Below are 22,204 nucleotides of genomic sequence, written 5' to 3'. Positions count from 1 at the left end.
CTTTGACGAGCGCGACGAACCGTCCACCGCCAGCCCGTCACGCCCCTTCATCATGCGTCCGGTCGCCACCGCGCTCTTGATGCTGGCCATCGTGCTGGCGGGGCTGGTCGGCTTCAGGCTGCTGCCGCTGTCGGCCCTGCCGCAGGTCGATTACCCGACCATCCAGGTCCAGACGCTCTACCCCGGCGCCAGCCCGGAAGTGATGGCGCAGACCGTCACCGCGCCGCTGGAGCGCCAGTTCGGCCAAATGGCCGGCTTGAGCCGCATGAGTTCGACCAGCACGGCGGGCGTGTCCATCGTCACGCTGCAGTTCGGCCTGGGGCTGGCGCTGGACGTGGCCGAGCAGCAGGTGCAGGCCGCCATCAACGCCGGCGGCTCGCTGCTGCCGGCTGATTTGCCCGCGCCGCCGGTCTATGCCAAGGTCAATCCGGCCGATGCGCCCGTGCTCACGCTGGCCATCACGTCGGACACGCTGGCGCTGACCGAAGTGCAGAACATCGTCAACACCCGGCTGGCGCTGAAGATCAGCCAGGTGAACGGCGTCGGGCTGGTCGCGCTCAGCGGCGGCCAGCGCCCGGCCGTGCGCATCCAGGCCGACACGCGGGCGCTGGCGTCCTATGGCCTCGGGCTCGATGCGCTGCGAACGGCAATCACCGCCGCCAACGCCAATGGCGCCAAGGGCAGCATCGACGGCCCGACACGCTCGTATTCGATCAACTCCAACGACCAGCTGCTGGCCGCCAGCGACTACCAGAACCTGATCATTGCCTACCGCAACGGCGCGGCGGTTCGCGTGTCGGACGTGGCCCGGGTCGTGGAAAGCGCCGAGAACACCCAGCTCGGCGCCTGGGCCAGCATCGCCTGCGCGCCAGGCGCATCGGCATCACCCGATGAACCGGGTGACTGCCTCGGAACGCCCGGCCGGCGGCTGGTGCCCGCCATCATTTTGAACGTGCAGCGCCAGCCCGGCGCCAACGTGATTGCCACGGTGGACGCCATCAAGGCGCGCCTGCCGGAGCTGCAGGCAGGCCTGCCGACCTCGATGCGCGTCGATGTGCTGAGCGACCGCACCACCGGCATCCGGGCTTCCGTGCTGCATGTCGAGATCGAGCTGCTGCTGGCCGTGCTGATGGTGGTTCTGGTGATTTTTGCGTTTTTGCACAACCTGCGCGCCACGGTGATTGCCAGCCTGTCGGTGCCGATCTCGCTCATCGGCACCTGCGGCGCGATGTATTTGCTCGGCTACAGCCTGAACAACCTGAGCCTGATGGCGCTGACGATTGCCACCGGCTTCGTGGTCGATGACGCCATCGTGATGATCGAGAACATCTCGCGCTACATCGAGGAAGGCGAAACGCCGATGCTGGCCGCGCTCAAGGGCGCCAAGCAGATCGGCTTCACGATCATCTCGCTGACGGTGTCGCTGATCGCGGTGCTCATTCCGCTGCTGTTCATGGGCGACGTGGTCGGCCGGCTGTTCCGCGAATTCGCCATCACGCTGGCCATCACCATTTTGATTTCGGCGGTGGTGTCGCTCACGCTGGTGCCGATGATGTCGGCGCGCTGGCTGAAGGCCGAGCCCCAAAAGGCCGAGAACCATCTGGATCACTCGACCGGCGCGCGCTTGCAGCGCTTCTTCGACAACGTGATCGTCCGCTACGACCAGTCGCTGACCTGGGTGCTCAGGCACCAGGGCGCGACGCTGCTGGTGGCGCTGGCCACGCTGCTGCTGACCGTGCTGCTGTATGTGCTGATCCCCAAAGGACTGTTTCCGACGCAGGACACCGGCCAGTTGCAGGCGCGGGTCGAAACCGCCCAGTCGGTGTCGTATGCCCGCATGGCCGAGCTGCAGCAGGCGGCCGCACGCGAGATTCTGCAAGACCCGGACGTGGACGCGCTGAGTTCCTTCATCGGCGTCGATGCGGCCAACAACACCATGCTGCACACCGGCCGCATGCTGATCAACCTGAAAAAGGAGCGCAGCGGCAGCCAGCAGCAAACCATGGACCGGCTGCGCGAGCGCGCCAGCCGGGTCGCCGGCGTGACGCTGTACCTGCAGCCGACGCAGGACTTGACGATTGACGCCGAAACCGGCCCGACGCAGTTCCGCGTGTCGATGGAGGGCGCCAGCAATGGCGTCGTGGTGCAGTGGGCCAACAAGCTGGCCGAGCGCATGGCGCTGTCCGCCAGCCTGCGCAACGTGGTCTCGGATGCCGGCGCCCAGGGCACGGCGGCCTTCATCAACGTGGACCGCGACACGGCGTCGCGTCTGGGCATTGCCGCTTCGGTGGTTGACGATGCGCTGTACAGCGCTTTCGGCCAGCGCATCGTCTCGACGATCTTCACCGAGACCAACCAGTACCGCGTGATCCTCGAAGCCCTGCCCGACGCGCTGGCCACGCCGGCCTCGCTGGGCAACCTGCCTTTGAAGACCGGCGCCGGCACCACCACGCCGCTGTCGTCGATTGCCACCATCACCGAGCAGCCCGCGCCGCTGCAGATCACCCACGTCGCCCAGTACCCGGCCACGACGCTGGGCTTTGACACCGCGCCCGGCGTGTCGCTGGGCAAGGCAGTCGATGAGATCAAGCAGGCGGCGAAAGACATCGCCATGCCGGCCAGCGTGACGCTGACTTTTTTGGGCGCGGCAGGCGCTTACCAGTCGTCGCTGTCGAGCCAGCTGTGGCTCATTTTGGCGGCGGTGGTCTGCGTGTACATCGTGCTGGGCGTGCTGTATGAAAGCTATGTGCATCCGATGACGATTCTCTCGACCCTGCCGTCGGCCGGTGTCGGCGCGCTGCTGGCGCTGATGCTGAGCGGCTCGGACCTGGGGGTGATCGGCATCATCGGCATCATCCTCTTGATCGGGATCGTGAAAAAGAACGCCATCATGATGATCGACTTCGCGATTGACGCCGAGCGCCACCAGGGCAAGTCGCCGCAGGACGCGATTCACCAGGCGGCGCTGCTGCGCTTTCGGCCGATTTTGATGACGACGCTGGCGGCGCTGTTTGCCGCTGTTCCCTTGATGCTGGGTTTTGGCGAGGGCGCGGAGTTGCGGCGGCCGCTGGGGCTGGCGATTTTTGGCGGACTGATCGTTAGCCAGGTGTTGACGCTGTTCACGACACCGGTGATTTACCTGGCGTTTGACCGGCTGGGGCGGCGGTTTGGGCGCAAGGAGCGGATGGATGCTTCTGTTGTCTGATTTTTATGCTTTTTATGGCTCTTGCGCTTTAGCCACTTGCGCATCTAGCTATTTAATTGAGAGCGGTTTTCGCTGCTTGCACCTGCTGGCCGGGGGTTGCCCGGCGGCAACTCACTTTTCTTTGCTTCGCCAAAGAAAAGTAAGCAAAAGAAAGGCGACCCGGCTGTCTGGGTCCCTTCGCTGCGCTACGGGCGACCTGCGCTGCCCGAAAAAAACGGGGGTCGGCGCAAACTCGCTTCACTGCGTTACGCTCAAACAGCGCGCCGCCCTGATCCCGTTTTTTTCGGTCATCACAGGCCCAGACAGAACGGGGCAATCGGGAAATGAAGTCCGAACAGCCGAACAGCCAAACAGCCACCGCACCCGAGTTTCAGCCCAAACCCAAACCCTCAATGCTACGAATTCAATAGCTGATTGCGCACGCTCTGCTTGCGCTAGAGCCACTTTTGATGCAAAAACAGATAATCGCCTCGTCACATTCCTCCCCGTTTTGCTCCTTCCCCCGCTGGGGGAAGGCTGGGATGGGGGCCTCCCCGAATCCGTTCCCGCAAGTCCCGTCCTGGCCGAGCCTGTGCTACGCCGCAAAAGCGGGATCAGGGCCGCGCGCTGTTTGAGCGTAGCGAGTTTGCGCGGACCCCCGCTTTTGCGGCGTAGCGCAGGTTGCCCGAAGCGCAGCGCAGGGACTCGGACTGCGGGTCGCCTTTTCTTTGGTGACTTTCTTTTGGCGAAGCAAAAGAAAGTTACTTGCCGCCGGGCAACCCCCGGCCAGCCCAACTCAGCCAAGTTAACGCAGAACAAAATCGCAACTGAACGGATAGAAGGAGCCAGACCATGAGCCTGTCCAGCCCCTTCATCAACCGCCCCATAGCAACAGTCCTCCTGACCATAGGCCTGGCATTAGCAGGAATAGGCGCCTTCTTCGTCTTGCCAGTCGCCCCCCTGCCCCAGGTCGATTTCCCAACCATCTCGGTCAGCGCCTCCCTGCCCGGCGCCAGCCCCAGCACCATGGCCAGCAGCGTCGCCACGCCGCTCGAACGCAGGCTCGGCGTCATCGCCGGCGTCAACGAAATGACCTCCAGCAGCGGCGCCGGCTCGACCCGCATCAGCCTGCAGTTCGACCTGAACCGCAAGATCGACGCCGCCGCCCGCGAAGTGCAGGCCGCCATCAACGCCTCGCGCGCCGACCTGCCCGCCACACTGCGCAGCAACCCGACCTACCGCAAGGCCAACCCGGCCTCGTCGCCGGTCATCATCCTGGCGCTGACCTCCAAAACCCGCTCGCCGGGCCAGATCTACGACGAAGTCTCCAACCTGGTGCAGCAAAAAATCGCCCAGGTGCCCGGCGTCGGCGATGTCGAACTGGGCGGCGGCTCGCTGCCCGCCGTGCGCGTCGAGCTGCTGCCGTTCGCGCTGAACCGCTACGACGTCAGCATGGAAGACGTTCGCGCCGCCCTGCAGGCCTCCAACGCCAACCGGCCGCGCGGCGCGATTGAAGGCAACGGCCAGCGCCTGCAGATCTATGCCACCGGCAGCACGGCTTCCGGCGGCCTGCGCGCGGCCGATTACCAGGGGCTGATCGTCGCCTGGCGCAACGGCGCGGCGATCCGCCTGAGCGACGTGGCCGAAGTCAGCAACGGCGTGGAAAACACCAACACCCTGGGCCTGTTCAACGGCCAGCCGGCGGTCATCGTGCTGGTCACGCGCCAGCCCGACGCCAACGTCATTGCCACGGTGGACGGCGTGCGCGCCCTGCTGCCCGAGCTGCAGGCGCAGCTGCCGCCGGACGTGCAGCTGCAGGTGGCGTCGGACAGCACCAACTCGATCCGCTCGTCGCTGCATGAAATCGAGGTCACGCTGCTGATCTCGATTGCGCTGGTGGTGCTGGTGGTCAGCGCCTTCTTGCGCAGCGCACGCGCCACCTTCATTCCCGCCGTGGCGACCGTGGTGTCGCTGCTGGGCACGTTCGGCGTGATGTACCTGCTGGGCTTCAGCCTGAACAACCTGAGCCTGATGGCGCTCACGGTGGCCACCGGCTTTGTCGTCGATGACGCCATCGTGGTGCTGGAGAACACCAGCCGCCACATCGAAGCCGGCATGGACCGCTTCAAGGCCGCGCTGCTGGGCGCGCGCGAGGTCGGCTTCACGGTCCTGTCGATCAGCCTGTCGCTGGTGGCGGTGTTCATTCCGCTGCTGTTCATGGGCGGGCAGACCGGCCGGCTGTTCCGCGAATTCGCCGTCACGCTGTCGGCGGCGGTGATGATCTCGCTGGTGATTTCGCTCACCACCACGCCGATGATGTGCGCCTGGCTGCTCAAGCCCCATGCCGGCACCAAGCCACCGGGACGCATTGCGCGGTTTTTTGAAAACGCCTTCAAGCGGGTGTTGCGCGGCTACGAAATCGCGCTGGACTGGGCTCTGGCCAGCAAACTGCTCGTCATGCTGATCCTGCTTGCGGTGATCGGGCTGAATGTTTACCTCTACATCGCCGCGCCCAAGGGCTTTTTTCCGCAGCAGGACACCGGCCAGATCAACGGCGGCCTGCGCGCCGACCGCAGCATTTCCTTCCAGGCGATGCAGGGCAAGCTCCAGCAGCTGGTGGACATCATCCGCGCCGACCCGGCGGTCGATACCGTGGTCGGCTTTACCGGCGGTTCGCGCGCGGGCGGCGGCTTCATGTTCATCAACTTGAAGCCGGCCGCGCAGCGCAGCGACTCGGGCCAGGCGGTGATTGCGCGGCTGCGTCCCCAACTGGCGCGCGTGACCGGCGTGAGCCTGTTCCTGAATCCGGTGCAGGACCTGCGCGGCGGCGGGCGCCAGAGCAACTCCACCTACCAGTACAGCCTGAAAAGCGACAACGCCGCCGACCTGAAAAAATGGGCGACCCGGCTGGCCGACCAGATGAAAGGCGCGGCCGCGCTGACCGACGTGGACACCGACCAGGAAGAAAACGGCGTCGAGACCATGGTGACGGTGGACAAGGAAAGCGCGGCGCGGCTGGGCGTGAGTTCGCGCGATGTCGATAACGCGCTGTACAACGCCTTTGGCCAGCGCCAGGTCGCCACGATCTATGGCGAGCTGAACCAGTACAAGGTCGTCATGGAAGTGGCGCAGCGCTACATCGGCAGTCCCGAGGCGCTCAAGGACATCTATGTGCCGGCGAAGAACACGGCCTCAACCAGCACCGGCACGGCCAGCACGGCCACCAGCATCGTGAATCCGGCGCTGCGCGACGCGTCGTCCGGCCAGGCGCTGAGCACTTCAGGCACGACCATGGTGCCGCTGTCGGCGATTGCCCGCTTCAGCGAAAATTCCGCCGCCGCATCGATCAACCATGAAGACAGCGAACTCTCGACCACCATTTCCTACAACCTGGCCGCCGGCAGCACGCTCAGCGATGGGCAGGCCGCCGTCAGGGATGCGGAAGCGGCCATCGGCCTGCCCAACAATGTGCGCGGCAGTTTTTCCGGCACGGCGCTGAGTGCGCAGCAGTCGCAGGGCGAGCAGCCGCTGCTGATCCTGGCGGCGCTGGTGGTGATCTACATCGTGCTGGGCATCCTGTACGAAAGCCTGATCCACCCGCTGACCGTCATATCCACCCTGCCGTCGGCCGGCGTTGGCGCGCTGCTGGCGCTGCTGCTGTTCAAGATGGATTTTTCCATCATCGCGCTGATCGGCATTTTCCTGCTGATCGGCATCGTCAAGAAAAACGCCATTTTGATCATCGACTTTGCGCTGGACGCCGAACGCGCGCGCGGCCTGTCGGCGGTCGAAGCGGTGCGCGAAGCCTGCCTGCTGCGCTTCCGGCCGATTTTGATGACCACGCTGGCCGCCATTCTGGGCGCGCTGCCGCTGGCCATCGGCTTTGGCGAAGGGGCAGAGCTGCGCCGGCCGCTGGGCATCACCATCATCGGCGGGCTGATCGCCAGCCAGTTGCTGACGCTCCTGAGCACGCCGGTGGTCTATGTGCTGCTCGACAAGCTGCGCCGCCGCAGCGCCTCCGAGCGCCACCTGAGCCGCCATCCACACGAGCCGTCCGATGCAACACCTCCTCTTGCTCCCTCTCCCGCTGGGAGAGGGCTGGGGTGAGGGCCAGCGGACGTAAAACTGCAGACGCCGGTTTGACAAAAGCCAGGTGATTGATTCGCCCTACCCCGACACCTAAAGCCATGAGCGAGTACTCCATGCAACCCATTCCTGCCTCTAGCCGCCCGATATTCACCGCTGCGCTGCTAGCCCTGCTGCTGGCCGGCTGCGCCGTCGGACCCGACTACCAGCGCCCCGCGACGCCCGACGTCAGCGCCTTCAAGGAAGCCGAAGGCTGGGTGGCCGCCGCCCCGGCCGATGCGCTGGAGCGCGGCCCGTGGTGGTCGCTGTTCGGCGACCCGGTGCTCGACGGGCTGGCGGCGCGCGTCGAAGTCTCGAACCAGAACGTCGCCGCCGCCGTGGCCGCCTATGCGCAGGCGCGCGCCGTGGTTCGCGAGCAGCGGGCGTCGCTGTTTCCCACGGTCACGCTGGACGGCGGCGCCAACCGTTCGCACAGCAGTTCGAGCAGCGCCAGTGCCAGCAGCAGCGGCGGGCGCACCGGCAACAGCTACCAGCTCAGCATAGGCGCCAGCTGGGAGCCCGATGTCTGGGGCCGGCTGGGCCGCGCGGTCGAGAGCAGCGCGGCCAGCGCCCAGGCCAGCGCCGCCGACCTGGCCTCGGCCCGGCTGTCGGCCCAGGGCGAGCTGGCCATCAACTACCTGACGCTGCGCCAGACCGACGCGCAAAAAGCCTTGCTCGAAAGCACCCTCGCCGGCTACCAGCGCAGCCTGGAGATCACGCAGAACCGCTACAGCGCCGGCATTGCCGCCAAGACCGATGTGCTGCAGGCGCAAACCCAGCTGGCCAATGCGCAGGCCGACGACGCCGGGCTTTTCCGCCAGCGCGCCCAACTGGAACACGCCATTGCCGTGCTGGTGGGCCAAGCGCCCGGCAATTTCTCGCTGCCGCCCGCCGACTGGAAGCCCGTGGTGCCGGAGGTTCCGGTGGGCGTTCCGTCCACCCTGCTGCAGCGCCGCCCCGACATTGCCAGCGCCGAGCGCGGCGTGGCCGTGGCCAACGAGCAGATCGGCATCGCTAGAGCCGCCTACTACCCCAGCCTGCCGCTGGGCGCATCGTATGGATTCGGCGCCAGCCGCGTGGCCGAGCTGTTCAGCGCGTCGAGCAGCGTCTGGTCGCTCGGCCTGTCGGCGGCGCAAACCCTGTTCAACGCCGGCGCCACCCGCGCCCGCGTCGAAGGCAGCGAAGCGGCGCATGCGCAGGCGGTGGCGCGCTACCGGCAAACCGTGCTGACGGCGTTCCAGGGCGTTGAAGACCAGCTGGCCGCCACCCGCGTGCTGCTGGCCCAGCAAGACCTGCGCCGTCAGGCGTCCGAAGCAGCCGACCAGGTCGAGCAGCAGGTGCTCAACCGCTACCGCAGCGGCCAGGTCAGCTACACCGAAGTCATCACCGCCCAGGCCACCGCGCTGAACGCCCGCCGCGCGCTGGTGCAGGCCATGGCCGACCGCCAGACCACCGCCGTGGCCCTGATCCAGTCGCTGGGCGGCGGCTGGCAGGCCGGGATGTAAAGGGATTCACGCCGCGCGCTGGCCCCAATGCCTGAAAAAATCCGGCATGCAGCCAACTGTTGACCAGGATCAGGAACCCACGCGCCCGATAGGGGGATAGTCGTAACAAATTGAACGATTTGAACCACCAGGAGCGATTCCATGAAACTGCTGACCGACCTGTTTTCCACCGACTATGGCCTCATGAGCATTGGCGGCATCGCTTTCATGATGTGCATGGGCGCGTTTTTCCTGCGCCTGTTTCTGGGCAAGATGAAGCACGACCCGACCCGCCCCCAGCAGTAAGCCTGGCCAGCGCGCCGGCACTGCCAATTCATCATCGAATTGGCCATTTGCGCAATAGCAGCGGGTGCAAGCAGCTATATAAAACATAGCATCCTGCTTAAAACCCGCCAGTCGATTCATGCCGATGCAGCGCCTCGTTCAAGCGCGGACTGCTCACTGTCTTTCACCCTCGAACCCTTGCGCCGGTTCACCGTTTCCGAAGCACCGGGAAACCTTCAGCCTACAGTTGAACGGTCGGTCAACCCACACGGATTCCTGGGCAGCGGCATTCAAATATCCACTGGCACTGTTGCCAGGAGGATTTGAAAATGCTTATGACAGACAACACTGAAACCCCTTCGCCGATGACTGACGGGGCCAGTCAAACCGGATTCGCCAGCGAGGCGCAGGCAAAAGGCGCAAACACCGTGCAAGCGCTCCGTCCCACCATCGACGATGCCAAAGCCGCCGGGCGCGAAGCCCTGGGGACGGCCAAGGAGATCGCTGGCGATGCGTGGAAAACGGCACGCAGCTACGCCAAAAATGCAAGCGGCATGGCGGGCGAGAAACTCGGCACCCTGAAAACCCAGGCGTCCGACCTACAAGCGACGGCTTCCCGCCGCATCGCCGATGAACCCATCAAGGCGGTGGCCATTGGCGCAGCGGCCGGTGCGCTGCTCGCAGCGCTGGTACTGCGCCGCAAGCGCGACACACGGCGTTAATGGGCATGGAGCCCATGAAGCCGATGGCTCCCATGAAGCCCATGCAGGCGCCCGATTCAAGCTGGTGGCCCAAAGGGCTTTCCAGGCCTTCGAGCAGCGGCAGCCAGAACGGCGTGCGCTACGCATTCTTCCCCGACCAGCGCCGCCTGGCGGTCGAGCAAGGCGGCAAGGTGTCGCAATACGACACCGGCGAGCACCGCATTTCGGGCGTGAGCCAGGCGCAAGGCAGTCATGGCGGCACGCTGCGGTTTAGCAGCCAAAGCGGCGATATGGACCTTGCATCGCTCAAGGAAGTGCGCTGAGTGAGGCAGCGGGCTGAAGAGGTGGCTGCCTGATTTGAACGGCCAGCATCAATAGCTTGGCTATTTGCCCTGTTTGCCCTGTTTGCCCTGTTTGCCAGAAATCGGCTTGTCCTTTTTGGCACCCTTTGCGGCGCCAGCGCCATGCTTGATGCTGCCGTCGGGCATCGGAATCGCGATGGGTTCAACGCTGACCCTGGCCACGCCGCTGTCTTTTCCGATTCCGATCTTGCGCGCCGTGGCGGGAGACAGGTCCACGATCCGGCCCTTCACATGTGGGCCCCGGTCCTGGATGGTGACCTTCGCGCTCTGGCTGGTCTCCAGGTTGGTCACCTTCGCGGTGGTGCCGAGCGGCAGTGTCTTGCTCGCGGCGTTGTCGTCGTGCAGCTTCATCCGGGTGCCGTCCGCCATCTTCCTGCCCGCCAGCTTCGTCGAATAAACCGATGCCTTGCCAACGCGCTTGCGGCCGGACAAGTCCGGCGTCACCTTCGCGGGTGACTTGGCGTGCCGTGACGACGCGGAATGATGCGCTGCAGCCTTTCCTGCGGCAAGCGCGGCGGGTGGAAGCCCGGCAGCACAGGCGACCACGGCCCAGCCCAGCAGAAAGCTGGCCAGGCGATTGAAGCGGGAATGCTTTGGCATTTTGTCGATCCTCCTTGAAAGTGATGGCGTTAGTGCTGCCTTGCAGGCAACTGAAGGGCGATTGCAGTCAGTATGACAGCGCGCATGGCGGTGTTACAGCATTGGCGCGCACGCCAGCGGCACAAAGCCGGGTCATAATTTGTGCATGCCCACGCACCGCAACCTTGCAAACCCCCTCTGGCCGTCACCGAGCGCCTTCTGTTCAGGGCGGTGGTTCAGTCCAACGAGGTTTATCCGCCGCGTTTGGCACCGTTGCCCTTGGCAGGCATCGTGGTGCGGCAGATAAACGCTGATCGTTAGATTGCATTGTGACCATCAACGAACTCGAAGACACGATTACTTCCGCGAACTGGTTTTCGCATCTTGGCGAATTCCGGTCGCGTGCTGACACGGTATCGCTGGTATCAATAACCGACGACGAAAGGTGGGATTGGCTGCCTACATCCAGAGATCAGGAAGACCCAATCCATGGAGATGGTCTGCGTGTCCTCATTGATCAGAACGGCAAGGGGGCTGAGCGCAGAGAAGCAGAGTTACGCGCACTGAAAGCAGCGTTGAAATCCATACGTAGTATTGAGACAAGAGTCGCTCGCCTTGTCGAAGGTCCGCACGACTACAACATCGCTGCCCAATCCGCAGCGCAGTTCGCGGCAAGAATGGCAGCGCGCGAAATAATTGCAGAGAAGTGTGGTTTTTGGTGTAGCGTCGTCAAGCTGTACAGCAGCGGCTTCTGGCCCTGCGGTCTGACGGAAGAGGGCAAGTTGATTATCTACTGAAATGAAATCTAACTATGCGTTCAAGCCGACTGCCGGGGAAGTGTTTCGTTTAAACCAACCACTGCGGGCTGGCGGCGGCTTAACGCGGCGTTAGCCGTCATTCCCATATGCTGAAGCGCATTCATCACGCAGCCATCATCTGCTCGGACTATGAAGCCTCGAAGCGCTTCTACACCGAATGCCTTGGCCTGCGAGTACTCGCGGAAAACTATCGCCAAGAGCGCAACTCCTACAAGCTGGACCTCGCGCTTCCAGACGGAACCCAAGTGGAACTCTTCTCCTTTCCTGGGGCTCCTGAACGTCCGTCCTACCCGGAGGCGCGGGGCCTGCGTCATCTTGCGTTTGAGGTTGATGACGTAGACGAGTGCAAGAAGAAGCTGGAATCAATGGGCATCGCCGTCGAAGCGATCCGCCTGGACGAATATACGAACAAGCGCTTTGTCTTCTTCGCTGATCCCGATGGCCTCCCTCTGGAGCTCTACGAGCAGAGGGTCCAGAATGCCGGCTGACCCATCGCTCAAGCGGACACGCGCCGGCATGCCCGCCAAGCCTGCTGACTGAGCCGCACCCGTAATACGGCCGGCCTTTCACGCCAGACACCCAAGCGTCAGACGCTTGTTTCAACACTAAGAAGGCAGGGGAACTGCTGCATCCGGGCCAGCACTTCATCCCGGCTGGGCGGCACGCAGCCGCGCTGCATCACGCACAGCGTGGCACTGGCCAGGGCGTGCGACAGGATGCGCCGGGCCGGCGCATCGGCCAGTTGCGCCAGCACCAGGTCTTTCTCCAGCAGCACGGCCGTGAGCAGGCCCGCCAAAAAGCAGTCGCCCGCGCCCACCGTATCGACCACCTTCACCGGCTCGGCTTCGCGGGCTTGCCAGACCTGGCCGCCGCGCGTGAGCAGGCAGGCGCCCTCGCCGCCCAGCGTCAGGGCCATCAGACTGGCGCCGGTACTGGCCAACAGGTTTTTCGCCTGCTCCAGCGCGGTGCCGCCGGCGATTCCCAGGTGGCCCAGGTCTTCGTCGCTGGCCTTGATCACGTCGGCCAGCTGCAATGCGGCCAGCACATGGCGGCGGTAGGCGGCCAGGTCGGGCATGACCGACGGGCGCAGGTTGGCATCGACCACCACGGTTTTCCCGGCCTGGCGGCAGGCCGCGAGCCAGGGCAGGTAGATTTGCGCGTCTTCGGGGGCCAGCGCCAGGCAGCCGCTGCAGACCATCTCCAGCGTGGGCGCCGCGTCGCATGAACGCATCAGGCCTTCGGCCGATACCGCCCGGTCCGCCACGCCCTGGCGGTAAAACGCATAGTCGGGGTGGCCAGCCTCGCTCAGGGCCACCACCGCCAGCGAGGTGGGCTGGGGCACCGGCTCCGGGCGGGCCAGATGCACGCCGTCGGCCGCCAACGCCTGCGCCAGGCGGCGGCCGAACCGGTCGCCAGACAAGGGATTGAGGTAGAGCGTGCCGATTTGCTGGCGCGCCATGGCGCGGGTGAAGTTGAACACCGAGCCGCCCAGGCACGGATCAAACAGACCGTCAGGCCGTCCGATCAGGTCAATCAGGGCTTCGCCGGCGGTTGCAATTTTTAGGGTTGTCTCAGGGTTTTCCATTATTAAAGTAACTTGATTTAGTTAGTCAGTCTCCACTATAGTTCGGACACGCCCAAACGTAAAGCGTAAACCCCGGGGTTTTTAACTCCGACATCAAGAAACCGCCATCCTTCCTTAACGAGGAGACAACATGAAAAAGTCCACCGCCACCCTGGCCCTGACCGCTCTGGCTTTTGCCGCTTCCAGCGCGTTCGCGGCCGAACCCGTGATCGGGCTGATCACCAAGACCGACAGCAACCCTTTCTTCGTCAAGATGAAGGAAGGCGCCGAGGCCGAGGGCAAAAAACTGGGCGCCAAGGTCATCAGCGGCTCCGGCAAGACCGACGGCGACAACGCCGGGCAGATCACGGCCATGGAAAACATGATTGCGGCTGGCGCCAAAACGATCCTGATCACGCCCAGCGATGCCAAGGCCATCATTCCGGCCATCAAGAAAGCCCAGCAAAACGGCGTGATGGTGATCGCCCTGGACAGCCCGACCGACCCGGTCAGCGCCGTCGATGGCCTGTTCGCCACCGACAACTACAAGGCCGGCGTGCTCATCGGCCAGTACGCCAAGGCCGCCCTGGGCGGCAAGAAACCCGTCATCGCCACGCTTGACCTGCTGCCCGGCCACCCGGTGGGCGCCCAGCGCCACAACGGCTTCCTGCAGGGCTTTGGCCTGCAGTCGCTGGACGCCAAGAGCAACGACCTGGCCAAGCCGGCCGAAGTGGTCTGCATGGCCGACAGCTTTGGCGATGCGGCCAAGGGCCAGACCGGCATGGAAAACTGCCTGCAGAAGAACCCGGCCATCAACCTGGTCTACACCATCAATGAGCCCGCAGCGGCCGGTGCCTACAAGGCGCTGAAAACCGCTGGCAAGGAAAAAGACGTGGTGGTCGTGTCGGTGGACGGCGGCTGCGCCGGCGTCAAGGACGTGGGCGCCGGTGTCATCAGCGCCACTTCCCAGCAATACCCGCTGAAGATGGCCGCCATGGGCGTTGCCGCCGGCGTGGAATATGCCAAGACCGGCAAGAAGGTCAGCGGCTACACCGATACCGGCGTGACCCTGATCGCCGCCAAGGCCCAGCCCGGCGTGGACAGCAAGGATGTCAAAACCGGCATGGACCTGTGCTGGGGCAAGAAGTAAGCAGCCCTCACCTCACCCCAAGCCGCAACGCTGTGGTTTGAGCCTCTTGAGCCTGTTGCGCGTCACCTGACGGGCAACGGTTCACACCTGCAGGCCCTGCAAAACCGGGATGGTTCTTGCGGAGCCTTGCAACCGATTTGCAAGCAGTTTTTATTTTTTGGAGATTTTCATGAAGAAAAGTTTGATCGCCCTGGCCGTGGTGGCTGCCTCTGGCGCGGCAATGGCCCAGTCCTCCGTGACCTTGTACGGTATTGCCGACGCTTCGTTCGGTGTCGTCAAGAACGGGACTGTGACGCAAACGAAAATTGACAGCGGCCTCCTCAATACCAGCCGCTTTGGCTTCAAGGGAACGGAAGACCTGGGCGGTGGCCTGAAAGCCAGTTTCCTGCTGGAACAGGGCTTTAATGTGGACAATGGCGCTTCCCTGGAAGACAGCCAGGACGGCCAGACCAAGCTTAACCAGATGTTCAGCCGCAATGCCTACGTGGGCCTGTCGGGCGGTTTCGGCGAGGTGCGGCTGGGCAAGGTCTGGTCGGCTTTCGATGAAATGAAAGGCGCGTCCAACGCGGCCTGGGACTCGGGCCTGTCGCCGAACAGCGGTGTTTTTTATGGCGGAGCCATTGGCGGCTACACCTACAACCCGCGCAATTCCGCGATCTATTTCACGCCGAATGTGAGCGGCTTCAGCGGCGCGGCCAGCTACAGCATGGGCGAAAACAAGACCGCCACGGTGAATGCCGGCAGGGTTGCCGCCCTGAATGTCAAATACACGGGCGGTCCGCTGTATGTCGGCCTGGGCCATCAGACCGAACGGGTCAATGGCTCGGTTCCGACGAAAAAATTCACCATGTTGAATGCCACTTACGACTTTGGCATGGCCACGCTGCAGGCCAGCGTTGGGCGTCAATCGCAGAATGACTTGAAAACCCGCGACTGGACGCTGGGCGCGACCGTTCCGGTGTCTGGCCTCCTGTCGGTCTCGGGTGGCTTCGCTGGCTCAACCGACAATGTCGCCGCCGGTGACATCAAGCGCAAGGGCATCAGCCTGGCAGCCCAGTATGCGCTGTCCAAGCGTACATTCTTGTACACCGGCTACCATGCCACGCGGACCACCTACCCGGTCCTGCCGCGCCTGAATACCAGCCTCTACGCCATGGGCGTGAGCCACCTGTTCTAATTTTCAGAACTGAGGCGATTCAAGCCCATCGAGCCTGTTGCGCGTCACCTGACGGGTAACGGGTAACGTGCAGGCCCCCGTCACACCGGGGCTTGCGTCGGTTCCCTCGCGGACCCTTACCCTCACAAGCCATGCCACGACATGAACACTTCAAAATTACCCTCTATTGCGAAACTGGGGCCTTTTATTGCCTTGCTGCTGGCCTGCGTTTTCTTCGCAACCCAGAACGAACGATTTTTAACGCTCCAGAATTTCTCGCTGATCATGCAGCAGGTCATGGTGGTGGGCGTGATTGCCATCGGGCAGACGCTGATCATCCTGACCGCCGGCATTGACCTGTCTTGCGGCATGGTCATGGCGCTGGGCGGCATCGTGATGACCAAGCTTTCGGCCGACTTCGGCCTCCCCACACCGGTGGCGATTGCCTGCGGCATGGCGGTGACCATGCTGTTCGGCCTGATCAACGGCCTGCTGGTGACGCGCATCAAGCTGCCGCCCTTCATCGTCACGCTGGGCACGCTGAACATCGCCTTTGCCATCACCCAGCTGTATTCCCAGTCGCAAACCGTGACCGATATTCCGGCCGGCATGACCTTCCTGGGCAACACCTTCACCATCGGCAATACCTCAATGGGTTATGGCGTGGTGCTGATGCTGGTCCTGTACCTGGCGACCTGGCTCTGGCTGCGCGAAACAGCCCCCGGCCGCCATATCTATGCCGTCGGCAACAGCCCCGAAGCGACCCGCCTGACCGGTATAGCGACCGACCGGGTGCTGCTGGGCGTGTATGTGCTGGCCGGCCTGTTTTATGGCATTGCCTCGCTGCTGTCCGTTGCCCGCACCGGTGCCGGCGACCCGAACGCCGGCCAGACCGAAAACCTGGACGCCATCACCGCCGTGGTGCTGGGCGGCACCAGCCTGTTTGGCGGACGCGGCATGCTGCTGGGCACGCTGGTCGGCGCCTTGATCGTGGGCGTGTTTCGCAATGGCTTGACGCTGATGGGCGTCTCCTCGGTTTACCAGGTTCTGGTGACCGGCATTCTGGTGATTCTTGCCGTCACCACTGACCAGATGTCTCGCAAGGGAGTACGTTAATGAGCACTCAACCTCAAATCGTGATGCAGGCCAAGGGCCTGGTCAAACGCTACGGCCAGGTCACCGCGCTTGATGGCGCCGACTTTGAACTTCGGGCCGGCGAGATCCTGGCGGTGATCGGCGACAACGGCGCCGGCAAGTCCTCGCTGATCAAGTGCCTGTCGGGGGCGACGATTCCCGATGAAGGCGAAATTTTTCTGGACGGCCAGCCGATTCATTTCAAGAGTCCGATGGATGCGCGCAAATCCGGCATTGAAACCGTGTACCAGGACCTGGCCGTGGCGCCGGCCATGACGATTGCCGAAAACCTGTTTTTGGGCCGCGAGCTGTGCCGCCCCGGTTTTTTCGGCCAGTTCCTGCAGCTGCTGGACAAGAAAAAAATGCTGGAGGAAAGCATTTCGCGCATGAACGACCTGAAGGTCGGCATCCGCTCGATGACGCAGGCGGTCGAAACGCTCTCGGGCGGCCAGCGCCAGTGCGTGGCCGTGGCGCGTGCAGCGGCCTTTGCGCAGCATGTGGTCATCATGGACGAGCCGACCGCCGCGCTGGGCGTGAAGGAAGGCAACATGGTGCTGGAGCTGATCCGCCGGGTGCGCGACAAGGGCCTGCCGGTGGTGCTGATCTCGCACAACATGCCGCATGTGTTCGAGGTGGCCGACCGCATCCACATTGCCCGGCTGGGCAAGCGCGCCGCCGTGGTCAACCCGAAATACATCAGCATGAGCGACACGGTGGCGGTGATGACCGGCGCCAAGTCGGCCAGCGAGCTGCCGGAGGAAGCCCATGCTTGAACCCGGCAAACGCATGGAGGCCCTGCATGCTTAAAGGCATCGATCCCCTGATCACGCCCGAGCTGCTCAAGCTGCTGATGGAAATGGGCCATGACGAGGCCGTGCTGCTGGCCGATGCCAACTTCACGGCCCTGAGCCTGGGCGCGGGCAAGCCGGTGCTCAGGCTGCCCGGCGCCGGCATGGCGCAGGTGGTCAAGGCCATCAATGCGCTGCTGCCGCTGGCCGCCGATGTGGCGCATCCAGTGGCTTTCATGCAGGTATCAAACACAGAGCCGCCCTACCTGTCGGCCTTGCAGCGCGAGGTGCTGGACTTGCTCAAGGACAGCCTGCTGCCCCACCAGCAAGCCGAGCCGGTCGAGCGCTATGCGTTCTACGAGCGCGTGCAAAAGGCCTGCGCGATTGTGGTGACCGGCGAATTGCAGCCTTTTGGCAACTTCATCTTGCACAAAGGCGTTATCGGCGAAACTCTACGCCCATGACCAATGACCAGGCTCCCCCGCTTCTGCGCCCGCGCGGCTCCAACCATGTGGGCATGCGCCAGTTCAACGAACGGGTGGTGCTGCAGGCCATTCGCCAGAACGGCAGCCTGCCCAAAGCCGACCTGGCCCGCCTGACCGGACTGACGGCGCAGACCATCGGACTGATCACCACCCGGCTGGATGAGGACGGGCTCTTGATCCGGCATGACCGGGTGCGCGGCCGCATCGGCCAGCCGTCGGTCCCGCTGGCGCTGAATCCGGACGGCGCATTTTCCATCGGCATCAAGATCGGGCGCCGCAACACCGACTGGCTGCTGGTGGACTTCACCGGCCGGGTGCGCCAGCGCAAGTCACTGGCCTATGCTTTTCCCGATGCCAGGGTGCTGCTGCCCGCGCTGGGCGAAAACCTGAATGCCTTGCGCGATGGGCTTGGCGACCTGGGCTCCCGGCTGGTCGGCGTGGGCATTGCCGCACCCTTTCAGCTCGGCGGCTGGCACCGGATGCTGGGCCTGTCCGATGCGCAGGCCGACACCTGGAACCAGATCGACCTGAGAGCCGAAGTGCAAGCCATGACCGACCTGCCGGTGAACTTTGCCAAGGACACTTCGGCGGCCTGCGTGGCCGAACTGGTGGCCGGACGGGGCCGCGACCTGAAGAGTTTTCTTTATTTGTTCGTGGACACTTTCGTCGGCGGCGGGCTGGTGATCAATTCGCACCTGCATGCCGGCCTGCATGGCAATGCGGGGGCCGTCGCGTCGGTACCGCTGAATGTGGCCCGGCCCGGCGAGGCCAGGCCGGAGCAACTGGTTCACCAGGCTTCGCTCTGGGAGCTGGAGCAGCGGCTTGAAGCCCGTGGGCTGGACGCCACCGCCGCTTACGACGAGCGGGCCATGCAGGCGCCGTTCGAGGAAGAAACGACCGCCTGGATCACGCCGGCTGCCAATGCCCTGGCGCACTGCATCGTCAGCGGCACGGCGTTCCTGGACCTTGACGCCATCGTCCTGGACGGCTCGTTTTGCAGGCCGCTGCTGCAGCGGCTCATGGAGCACACCCGCCTGGCCCTGGCTGGCTACAACTGGGAAGGCCTGTGGCCGCCAACCCTGCTCGAAGGCAGCATCGGCCCGGATGCGCGGGCGCTGGGCGGCGCCTTGCTGCCGCTGCACGGCAACTTTGCGCCCGACCGGGACCTGTTCCTCAAGGCGAGCCCCTAGCGTAGCCGGCCAGTGTCCTGTGGCGCTTCCCGCAGCGTCAATTTATCAGTCAAAACGGCACTTTGCGCAATAAGTACGCGCACAAGCAGCTATCAAAAACATAGCGCTAAGCATTAACTGCCGTCAGGCAGTTCGCGCTGATGAAGCGCCGACAGAAAAAACCGCGTGGCCTCGCTCAGCGGCCTGTCCTTGCGGGTGATCGAGCCAAACGACTCCATCTTGTGCTGGATGTGGCACGGCAGCACCCTGAGCAGGCCGTGCCGGGCATAGGTGTCGGCAATCGACTGCGGCACGACGCCGATCATGTCGGTTTCGGCAATCAAATTGGTGGTCGTCAAAATCGACGCGGTTTCAATCAGGCCCCTGGGCATCGGCGCCTGCTGCATCCGGAACTCCTGCTCCAGCACCTCGCGCATCGGGCTGCCGGTGGGCTGCAGTATCCACGGGTAGTCGAGCAGGCTGGCAAACGCGACGGATGGCTGAGTCCCCAGCGGATGCTGCATGCCCACGACGATGGCGAGTTCTTCGTTTTCCAGCGGCGTGAACACGTAGTCGGCCCAGTGCTCGCCCCGGATGCGCCCAATCGCCACATCCAGCACGCCTTCGCGCAGCAGGTCAAACAGGCGGTCGCTGGTGTCCAGCGTGACATCGAGCGACAGCAGCGGATAGGCTTTTTTCAGCGCGATGATGGCCTGCGTCAGCAAGGTCGGCGACGGCGCCATGATGCTGCCCACCGACACCCGCCCGGAACTGCCCAGCTGCAGTTCGGCCAGTTCGCGCGTCATGGCCTCAATCGAGCCGCGCATGCCGCTGAAATAGCGCAGCACGCTGTTGCCGGCAGGCGTCAGCTTCTGGCCGCGCCCGACCCGCTCGAACAGTTTTTGCCCCAGCGCCGATTCCAGTTCCTGGATCATCTTGGTGGCGGCGGGCTGCGTCATGCCCAGCTCGCTGGAAGCCTTGCGCAGCGTGCCGTGTTCGCCCACCGCCAGGATCAGGGCGACCTGGCGCATGCGCAGGCGGTTGAGGAGCTGGGGCGTCAGGGAGGTTTGGGGCATGGCAAAGACAGTGCGGCGTGGCGGAAATGAACAGCCTTAAATGATAACCAGAGCTTATCAAATAATCATTTATTTTCAATTTACGTTAACTGTCCAGGCCCCTACCATCACCTTCCATTGACAGCCAACGACCCGGAGACAACCATGAAACTCTTTCCCGCCCTGCTGGTGGCCACCTGCACTTTGACCAGCCAGACACAGGCTTTTGCACAGGAATGGCCGACCAAGCCCATCAAAATCCTGGTCGGCTCGGCCCCCGGCGGCGGCACCGACGCGATGGCGCGCGCCGTGGCCGACCGGCTGGGGCCGCTGCTCAAGCAGCCGGTGGTGGTCGAAAACCGCCCCGGCGCGTCGAACACGCTGGCCGCCGACGCCACCGCCAAGGCCACCGACGGCCACACGATGGTGATGGGCGTATCGACCGCGCATGCAATTGCGCCCTATCTGCTCAAGCTGCCCTACGACAGCAACAAGGACCTGGTTCCGGTGGTGTTCGTCGGCGCGGTGCCCAACGTGCTGGTGGTCAACAACGCGCTGCCGGCCGATTCGGTCCAGTCGCTGATCAAGCTGGCCAAGGCCCAGCCCGGCCAGCTCAACTACGCCACCAGCGGCGCTGGCAGCACGCAGCACATCGCGGCCGAGCTGTTCAAGGACCAGGCCGGCGTGTTCATCACGCACATTCCCTACCGGGGCAGCGGGCCGGCGCTGATCGACCTGGTCGGCGGGTCGGTGCAGATGAGTTTTGACACCCTGCCGTCGGTGATTGGCCAGATCAAGAACGGCCGCATCAAGGCCCTGGCGGTGGCCAGCAGCAAGCGCAACCCGCAATTGCCCAACGTGCCGACCATGGCGGAAGCCGGCCTCAAGGGCGTGGAAATGAGCGCCTGGTATGGCATCTATATGCCATCGTCCACGCCCAAGGCGGTGCAGGAGCGCGTCCATGCCGAAGTGACCAAGGCGCTGGCCATGCCCGAAACACAAACCCGGCTGGGCGCCATCGGCGCCGACCTCACGCCCATGACGCAGGCGCAGTTTGCTGCCTTTCACCTGGCTGAAAACAAGCGCTACGCCGACCTGATCGCCAAGAAAAACATCAAGCAGGACTGAAACCATGCCCATCCAAAGCACACCCGTCATTGCCCTGACGCTGGGCGACGCGGCAGGCATCGGCCCCGAGCTGATCGCCCGCCTGCTGGGCCAGCCCGGCATCACCGAAGGCGTCAACATCGTGCTCATCGGCGACCCCTGGCTCTGGCAGGACGGCCAGGCCATCGCCGGGCAAACAGTCGCCACGCAGGCCGTCGCGACACTGGCCGAGGTAAGCAGCCGCGCCGACCAGCGCCTGCCGGCCTTCCTGGCCGTGGACACGATTCGGCCGGAGCAGGTGCAGCGCAGCCAGGCGCAAGCGGCCTGCGGCGCCTCGGTGCTGCAGGTGCTCAACCTGTGCATGGACGGCGCGAAACGCGGCGAAGTCGATGCCATCTGCTTTGCGCCGCTGAACAAGTTCGCCATGAAGCAGGGCGGCCTCCAGCACGAGGACGAGCTGCACCACTTTGCCCAATACCTCGGCGTGACCGGCTATTTCTGCGAGTTCAACACGCTGGGCGACCTGTGGACCTCGCGCGTGTCGTCGCACATTCCACTCAAGGATGCGGCGGCGATGCTCAGCAAAGAGCGCATCGTGGACGCCGCGCGGCTGATCTATCGGTCGCTGCAGGCCAGTGGCACGGCCGAACCCAGGGTGGCGGTTGCCGCCTTCAACCCGCACGGCGGCGATGGCGGCAGCTGCGGGCGCGAGGAAATCGACATCATCGAGCCGGCGGTGCGCGAACTGCGCGCCAGCGGCTTTCCGGTGGACGGCCCGTTTCCGGCCGACACCATCTTTTTGAAGGCGCGTGACGGCCAGTACCAAGCCATCGTCACCATGTACCACGACCAGGGCCAGATCGCCATCAAGCTGATGGGCTTCAGCAAGGGCGTGACCGTGCAGGGCGGCCTGCCGGTGCCCATCACCACGCCGGCGCATGGCACGGCGTATGACATCGCGGGCCAGGGCGTGGCCGATGTGAACGCCACGCTCAACGCCTTTCGCATCGCCTGCCGCATGGGTGCGGCACGGCTTCATTCCTAAACAAAAGTCAACA

The 22,204-nt window shown here is 64.2% G+C and carries 19 protein-coding genes; 16 read left to right on the top strand and 3 right to left on the bottom strand.

What is annotated here, in order from left to right; genetic code table 11:
• Positions 1-79: 79 nt before the first annotated feature.
• The 6 genes from ABLV49_RS07860 to ABLV49_RS07835 all read left to right on the top strand — a co-directional run bounded on the left by ABLV49_RS07860 (position 80) and on the right by ABLV49_RS07835 (position 10,102).
• Positions 80-3,205, top strand: a complete 3,126-nt coding sequence (locus ABLV49_RS07860; protein WP_349281648.1) for an efflux RND transporter permease subunit — start codon at positions 80-82, stop codon at positions 3,203-3,205.
• Positions 3,206-4,036: 831 nt separating this feature from the next.
• Positions 4,037-7,291, top strand: a complete 3,255-nt coding sequence (locus ABLV49_RS07855) for an efflux RND transporter permease subunit (RefSeq protein ID WP_349281058.1) — start codon at positions 4,037-4,039, stop codon at positions 7,289-7,291.
• Positions 7,292-7,371: 80 nt separating this feature from the next.
• Positions 7,372-8,814 carry an efflux transporter outer membrane subunit gene (locus tag ABLV49_RS07850; RefSeq protein WP_415838187.1) on the top strand — a complete coding sequence of 481 codons (1,443 nt, stop codon included), beginning with the start codon at positions 7,372-7,374 and terminating at the stop codon, positions 8,812-8,814.
• A gap of 141 nt (positions 8,815-8,955) precedes the next feature.
• A complete protein-coding gene (locus ABLV49_RS07845; RefSeq protein WP_349281057.1) occupies positions 8,956-9,099 on the top strand; it encodes a DUF3149 domain-containing protein in 144 nt (47 codons plus the stop codon).
• A gap of 308 nt (positions 9,100-9,407) precedes the next feature.
• Entirely contained in the window at positions 9,408-9,800 is a 393-nt protein-coding gene (locus ABLV49_RS07840; protein ID WP_349281056.1) for a hypothetical protein, read from the top strand.
• Positions 9,801-9,814: 14 nt separating this feature from the next.
• Positions 9,815-10,102 carry a hypothetical protein gene (locus ABLV49_RS07835; protein ID WP_349281055.1) on the top strand — a complete coding sequence of 96 codons (288 nt, stop codon included), beginning with the start codon at positions 9,815-9,817 and terminating at the stop codon, positions 10,100-10,102.
• Between the two features lie 60 nt (positions 10,103-10,162).
• Here ABLV49_RS07835 and ABLV49_RS07830 read toward each other — a convergent pair whose 3' ends face one another.
• On the bottom strand, positions 10,163-10,741 hold the full coding sequence (locus ABLV49_RS07830; protein WP_349281054.1) for a septal ring lytic transglycosylase RlpA family protein: 579 nt from the start codon (positions 10,739-10,741) through the stop codon (positions 10,163-10,165).
• A 308-nt stretch (positions 10,742-11,049) separates the two neighbouring features.
• Here ABLV49_RS07830 and ABLV49_RS07825 point away from each other — a divergent pair, with 308 nt between their 5' ends.
• Both ABLV49_RS07825 and gloA2 read left to right on the top strand, forming a co-directional pair.
• Positions 11,050-11,517 (top strand): hypothetical protein, encoded by a 468-nt coding sequence (locus tag ABLV49_RS07825; RefSeq protein ID WP_349281053.1) that lies wholly within the window; start codon positions 11,050-11,052, stop codon positions 11,515-11,517.
• A gap of 107 nt (positions 11,518-11,624) precedes the next feature.
• Entirely contained in the window at positions 11,625-12,026 is a 402-nt protein-coding gene (gene gloA2, locus ABLV49_RS07820) for an SMU1112c/YaeR family gloxylase I-like metalloprotein (protein ID WP_349281052.1), read from the top strand.
• A gap of 98 nt (positions 12,027-12,124) precedes the next feature.
• Here the strand turns inward: gloA2 and ABLV49_RS07815 are convergent, their stop codons facing one another.
• Positions 12,125-13,123, bottom strand: a complete 999-nt coding sequence (locus ABLV49_RS07815) for a carbohydrate kinase family protein (protein ID WP_349281051.1) — start codon at positions 13,121-13,123, stop codon at positions 12,125-12,127.
• Positions 13,124-13,253: 130 nt separating this feature from the next.
• On the opposite strand from ABLV49_RS07815, the gene ABLV49_RS07810 reads away from it, so the two are divergent.
• The 6 genes from ABLV49_RS07810 (at position 13,254) to ABLV49_RS07785 (ending at position 19,005) form a co-directional block, all read left to right on the top strand.
• Positions 13,254-14,252, top strand: coding sequence for a sugar ABC transporter substrate-binding protein (locus ABLV49_RS07810; protein ID WP_349281050.1), 999 nt, complete (start codon positions 13,254-13,256; stop codon positions 14,250-14,252).
• A 169-nt stretch (positions 14,253-14,421) separates the two neighbouring features.
• Positions 14,422-15,429 carry a porin gene (locus ABLV49_RS07805; RefSeq protein ID WP_349281049.1) on the top strand — a complete coding sequence of 336 codons (1,008 nt, stop codon included), beginning with the start codon at positions 14,422-14,424 and terminating at the stop codon, positions 15,427-15,429.
• Between the two features lie 141 nt (positions 15,430-15,570).
• Positions 15,571-16,524 carry an ABC transporter permease gene (locus tag ABLV49_RS07800; RefSeq protein WP_349281048.1) on the top strand — a complete coding sequence of 318 codons (954 nt, stop codon included), beginning with the start codon at positions 15,571-15,573 and terminating at the stop codon, positions 16,522-16,524.
• Entirely contained in the window at positions 16,524-17,315 is a 792-nt protein-coding gene (locus ABLV49_RS07795) for an ATP-binding cassette domain-containing protein (RefSeq protein WP_349281047.1), read from the top strand. The genes ABLV49_RS07800 and ABLV49_RS07795 overlap by 1 nt, the downstream gene beginning before the upstream one ends.
• 26 nt (positions 17,316-17,341) lie before the next feature.
• Entirely contained in the window at positions 17,342-17,794 is a 453-nt protein-coding gene (locus tag ABLV49_RS07790) for an RbsD/FucU family protein (protein WP_349281046.1), read from the top strand.
• On the top strand, positions 17,791-19,005 hold the full coding sequence (locus tag ABLV49_RS07785; protein WP_349281045.1) for an ROK family transcriptional regulator: 1,215 nt from the start codon (positions 17,791-17,793) through the stop codon (positions 19,003-19,005). Before ABLV49_RS07790 ends, ABLV49_RS07785 begins: the two co-directional genes overlap by 4 nt.
• A 113-nt stretch (positions 19,006-19,118) precedes the next feature.
• Here ABLV49_RS07785 and ABLV49_RS07780 read toward each other — a convergent pair whose 3' ends face one another.
• Complete coding sequence (locus tag ABLV49_RS07780; protein WP_349281044.1) at positions 19,119-20,060, bottom strand: LysR family transcriptional regulator; 942 nt, start codon at positions 20,058-20,060, stop codon at positions 19,119-19,121.
• Positions 20,061-20,204: 144 nt separating this feature from the next.
• Between ABLV49_RS07780 and ABLV49_RS07775 the strand changes: the two genes are divergently transcribed.
• Positions 20,205-21,167: a Bug family tripartite tricarboxylate transporter substrate binding protein gene (locus tag ABLV49_RS07775; protein WP_349281043.1), complete on the top strand. Its 963-nt coding sequence runs from the start codon at positions 20,205-20,207 to the stop codon at positions 21,165-21,167.
• A 4-nt stretch (positions 21,168-21,171) separates the two neighbouring features.
• Positions 21,172-22,191 (top strand): 4-hydroxythreonine-4-phosphate dehydrogenase PdxA, encoded by a 1,020-nt coding sequence (locus ABLV49_RS07770; RefSeq protein WP_349281042.1) that lies wholly within the window; start codon positions 21,172-21,174, stop codon positions 22,189-22,191.
• The last annotated feature ends 13 nt before the right edge of the window (positions 22,192-22,204 follow it).

The organism is Polaromonas hydrogenivorans (genome assembly GCF_040105105.1).
GTDB classification, from domain to species: Bacteria; Pseudomonadota; Gammaproteobacteria; order Burkholderiales; family Burkholderiaceae_C; genus Polaromonas; species Polaromonas hydrogenivorans.
The sequence above is the reverse complement of the archived record's forward strand: the minus strand, read 5'-3'. Positions and strand labels throughout refer to the sequence as shown.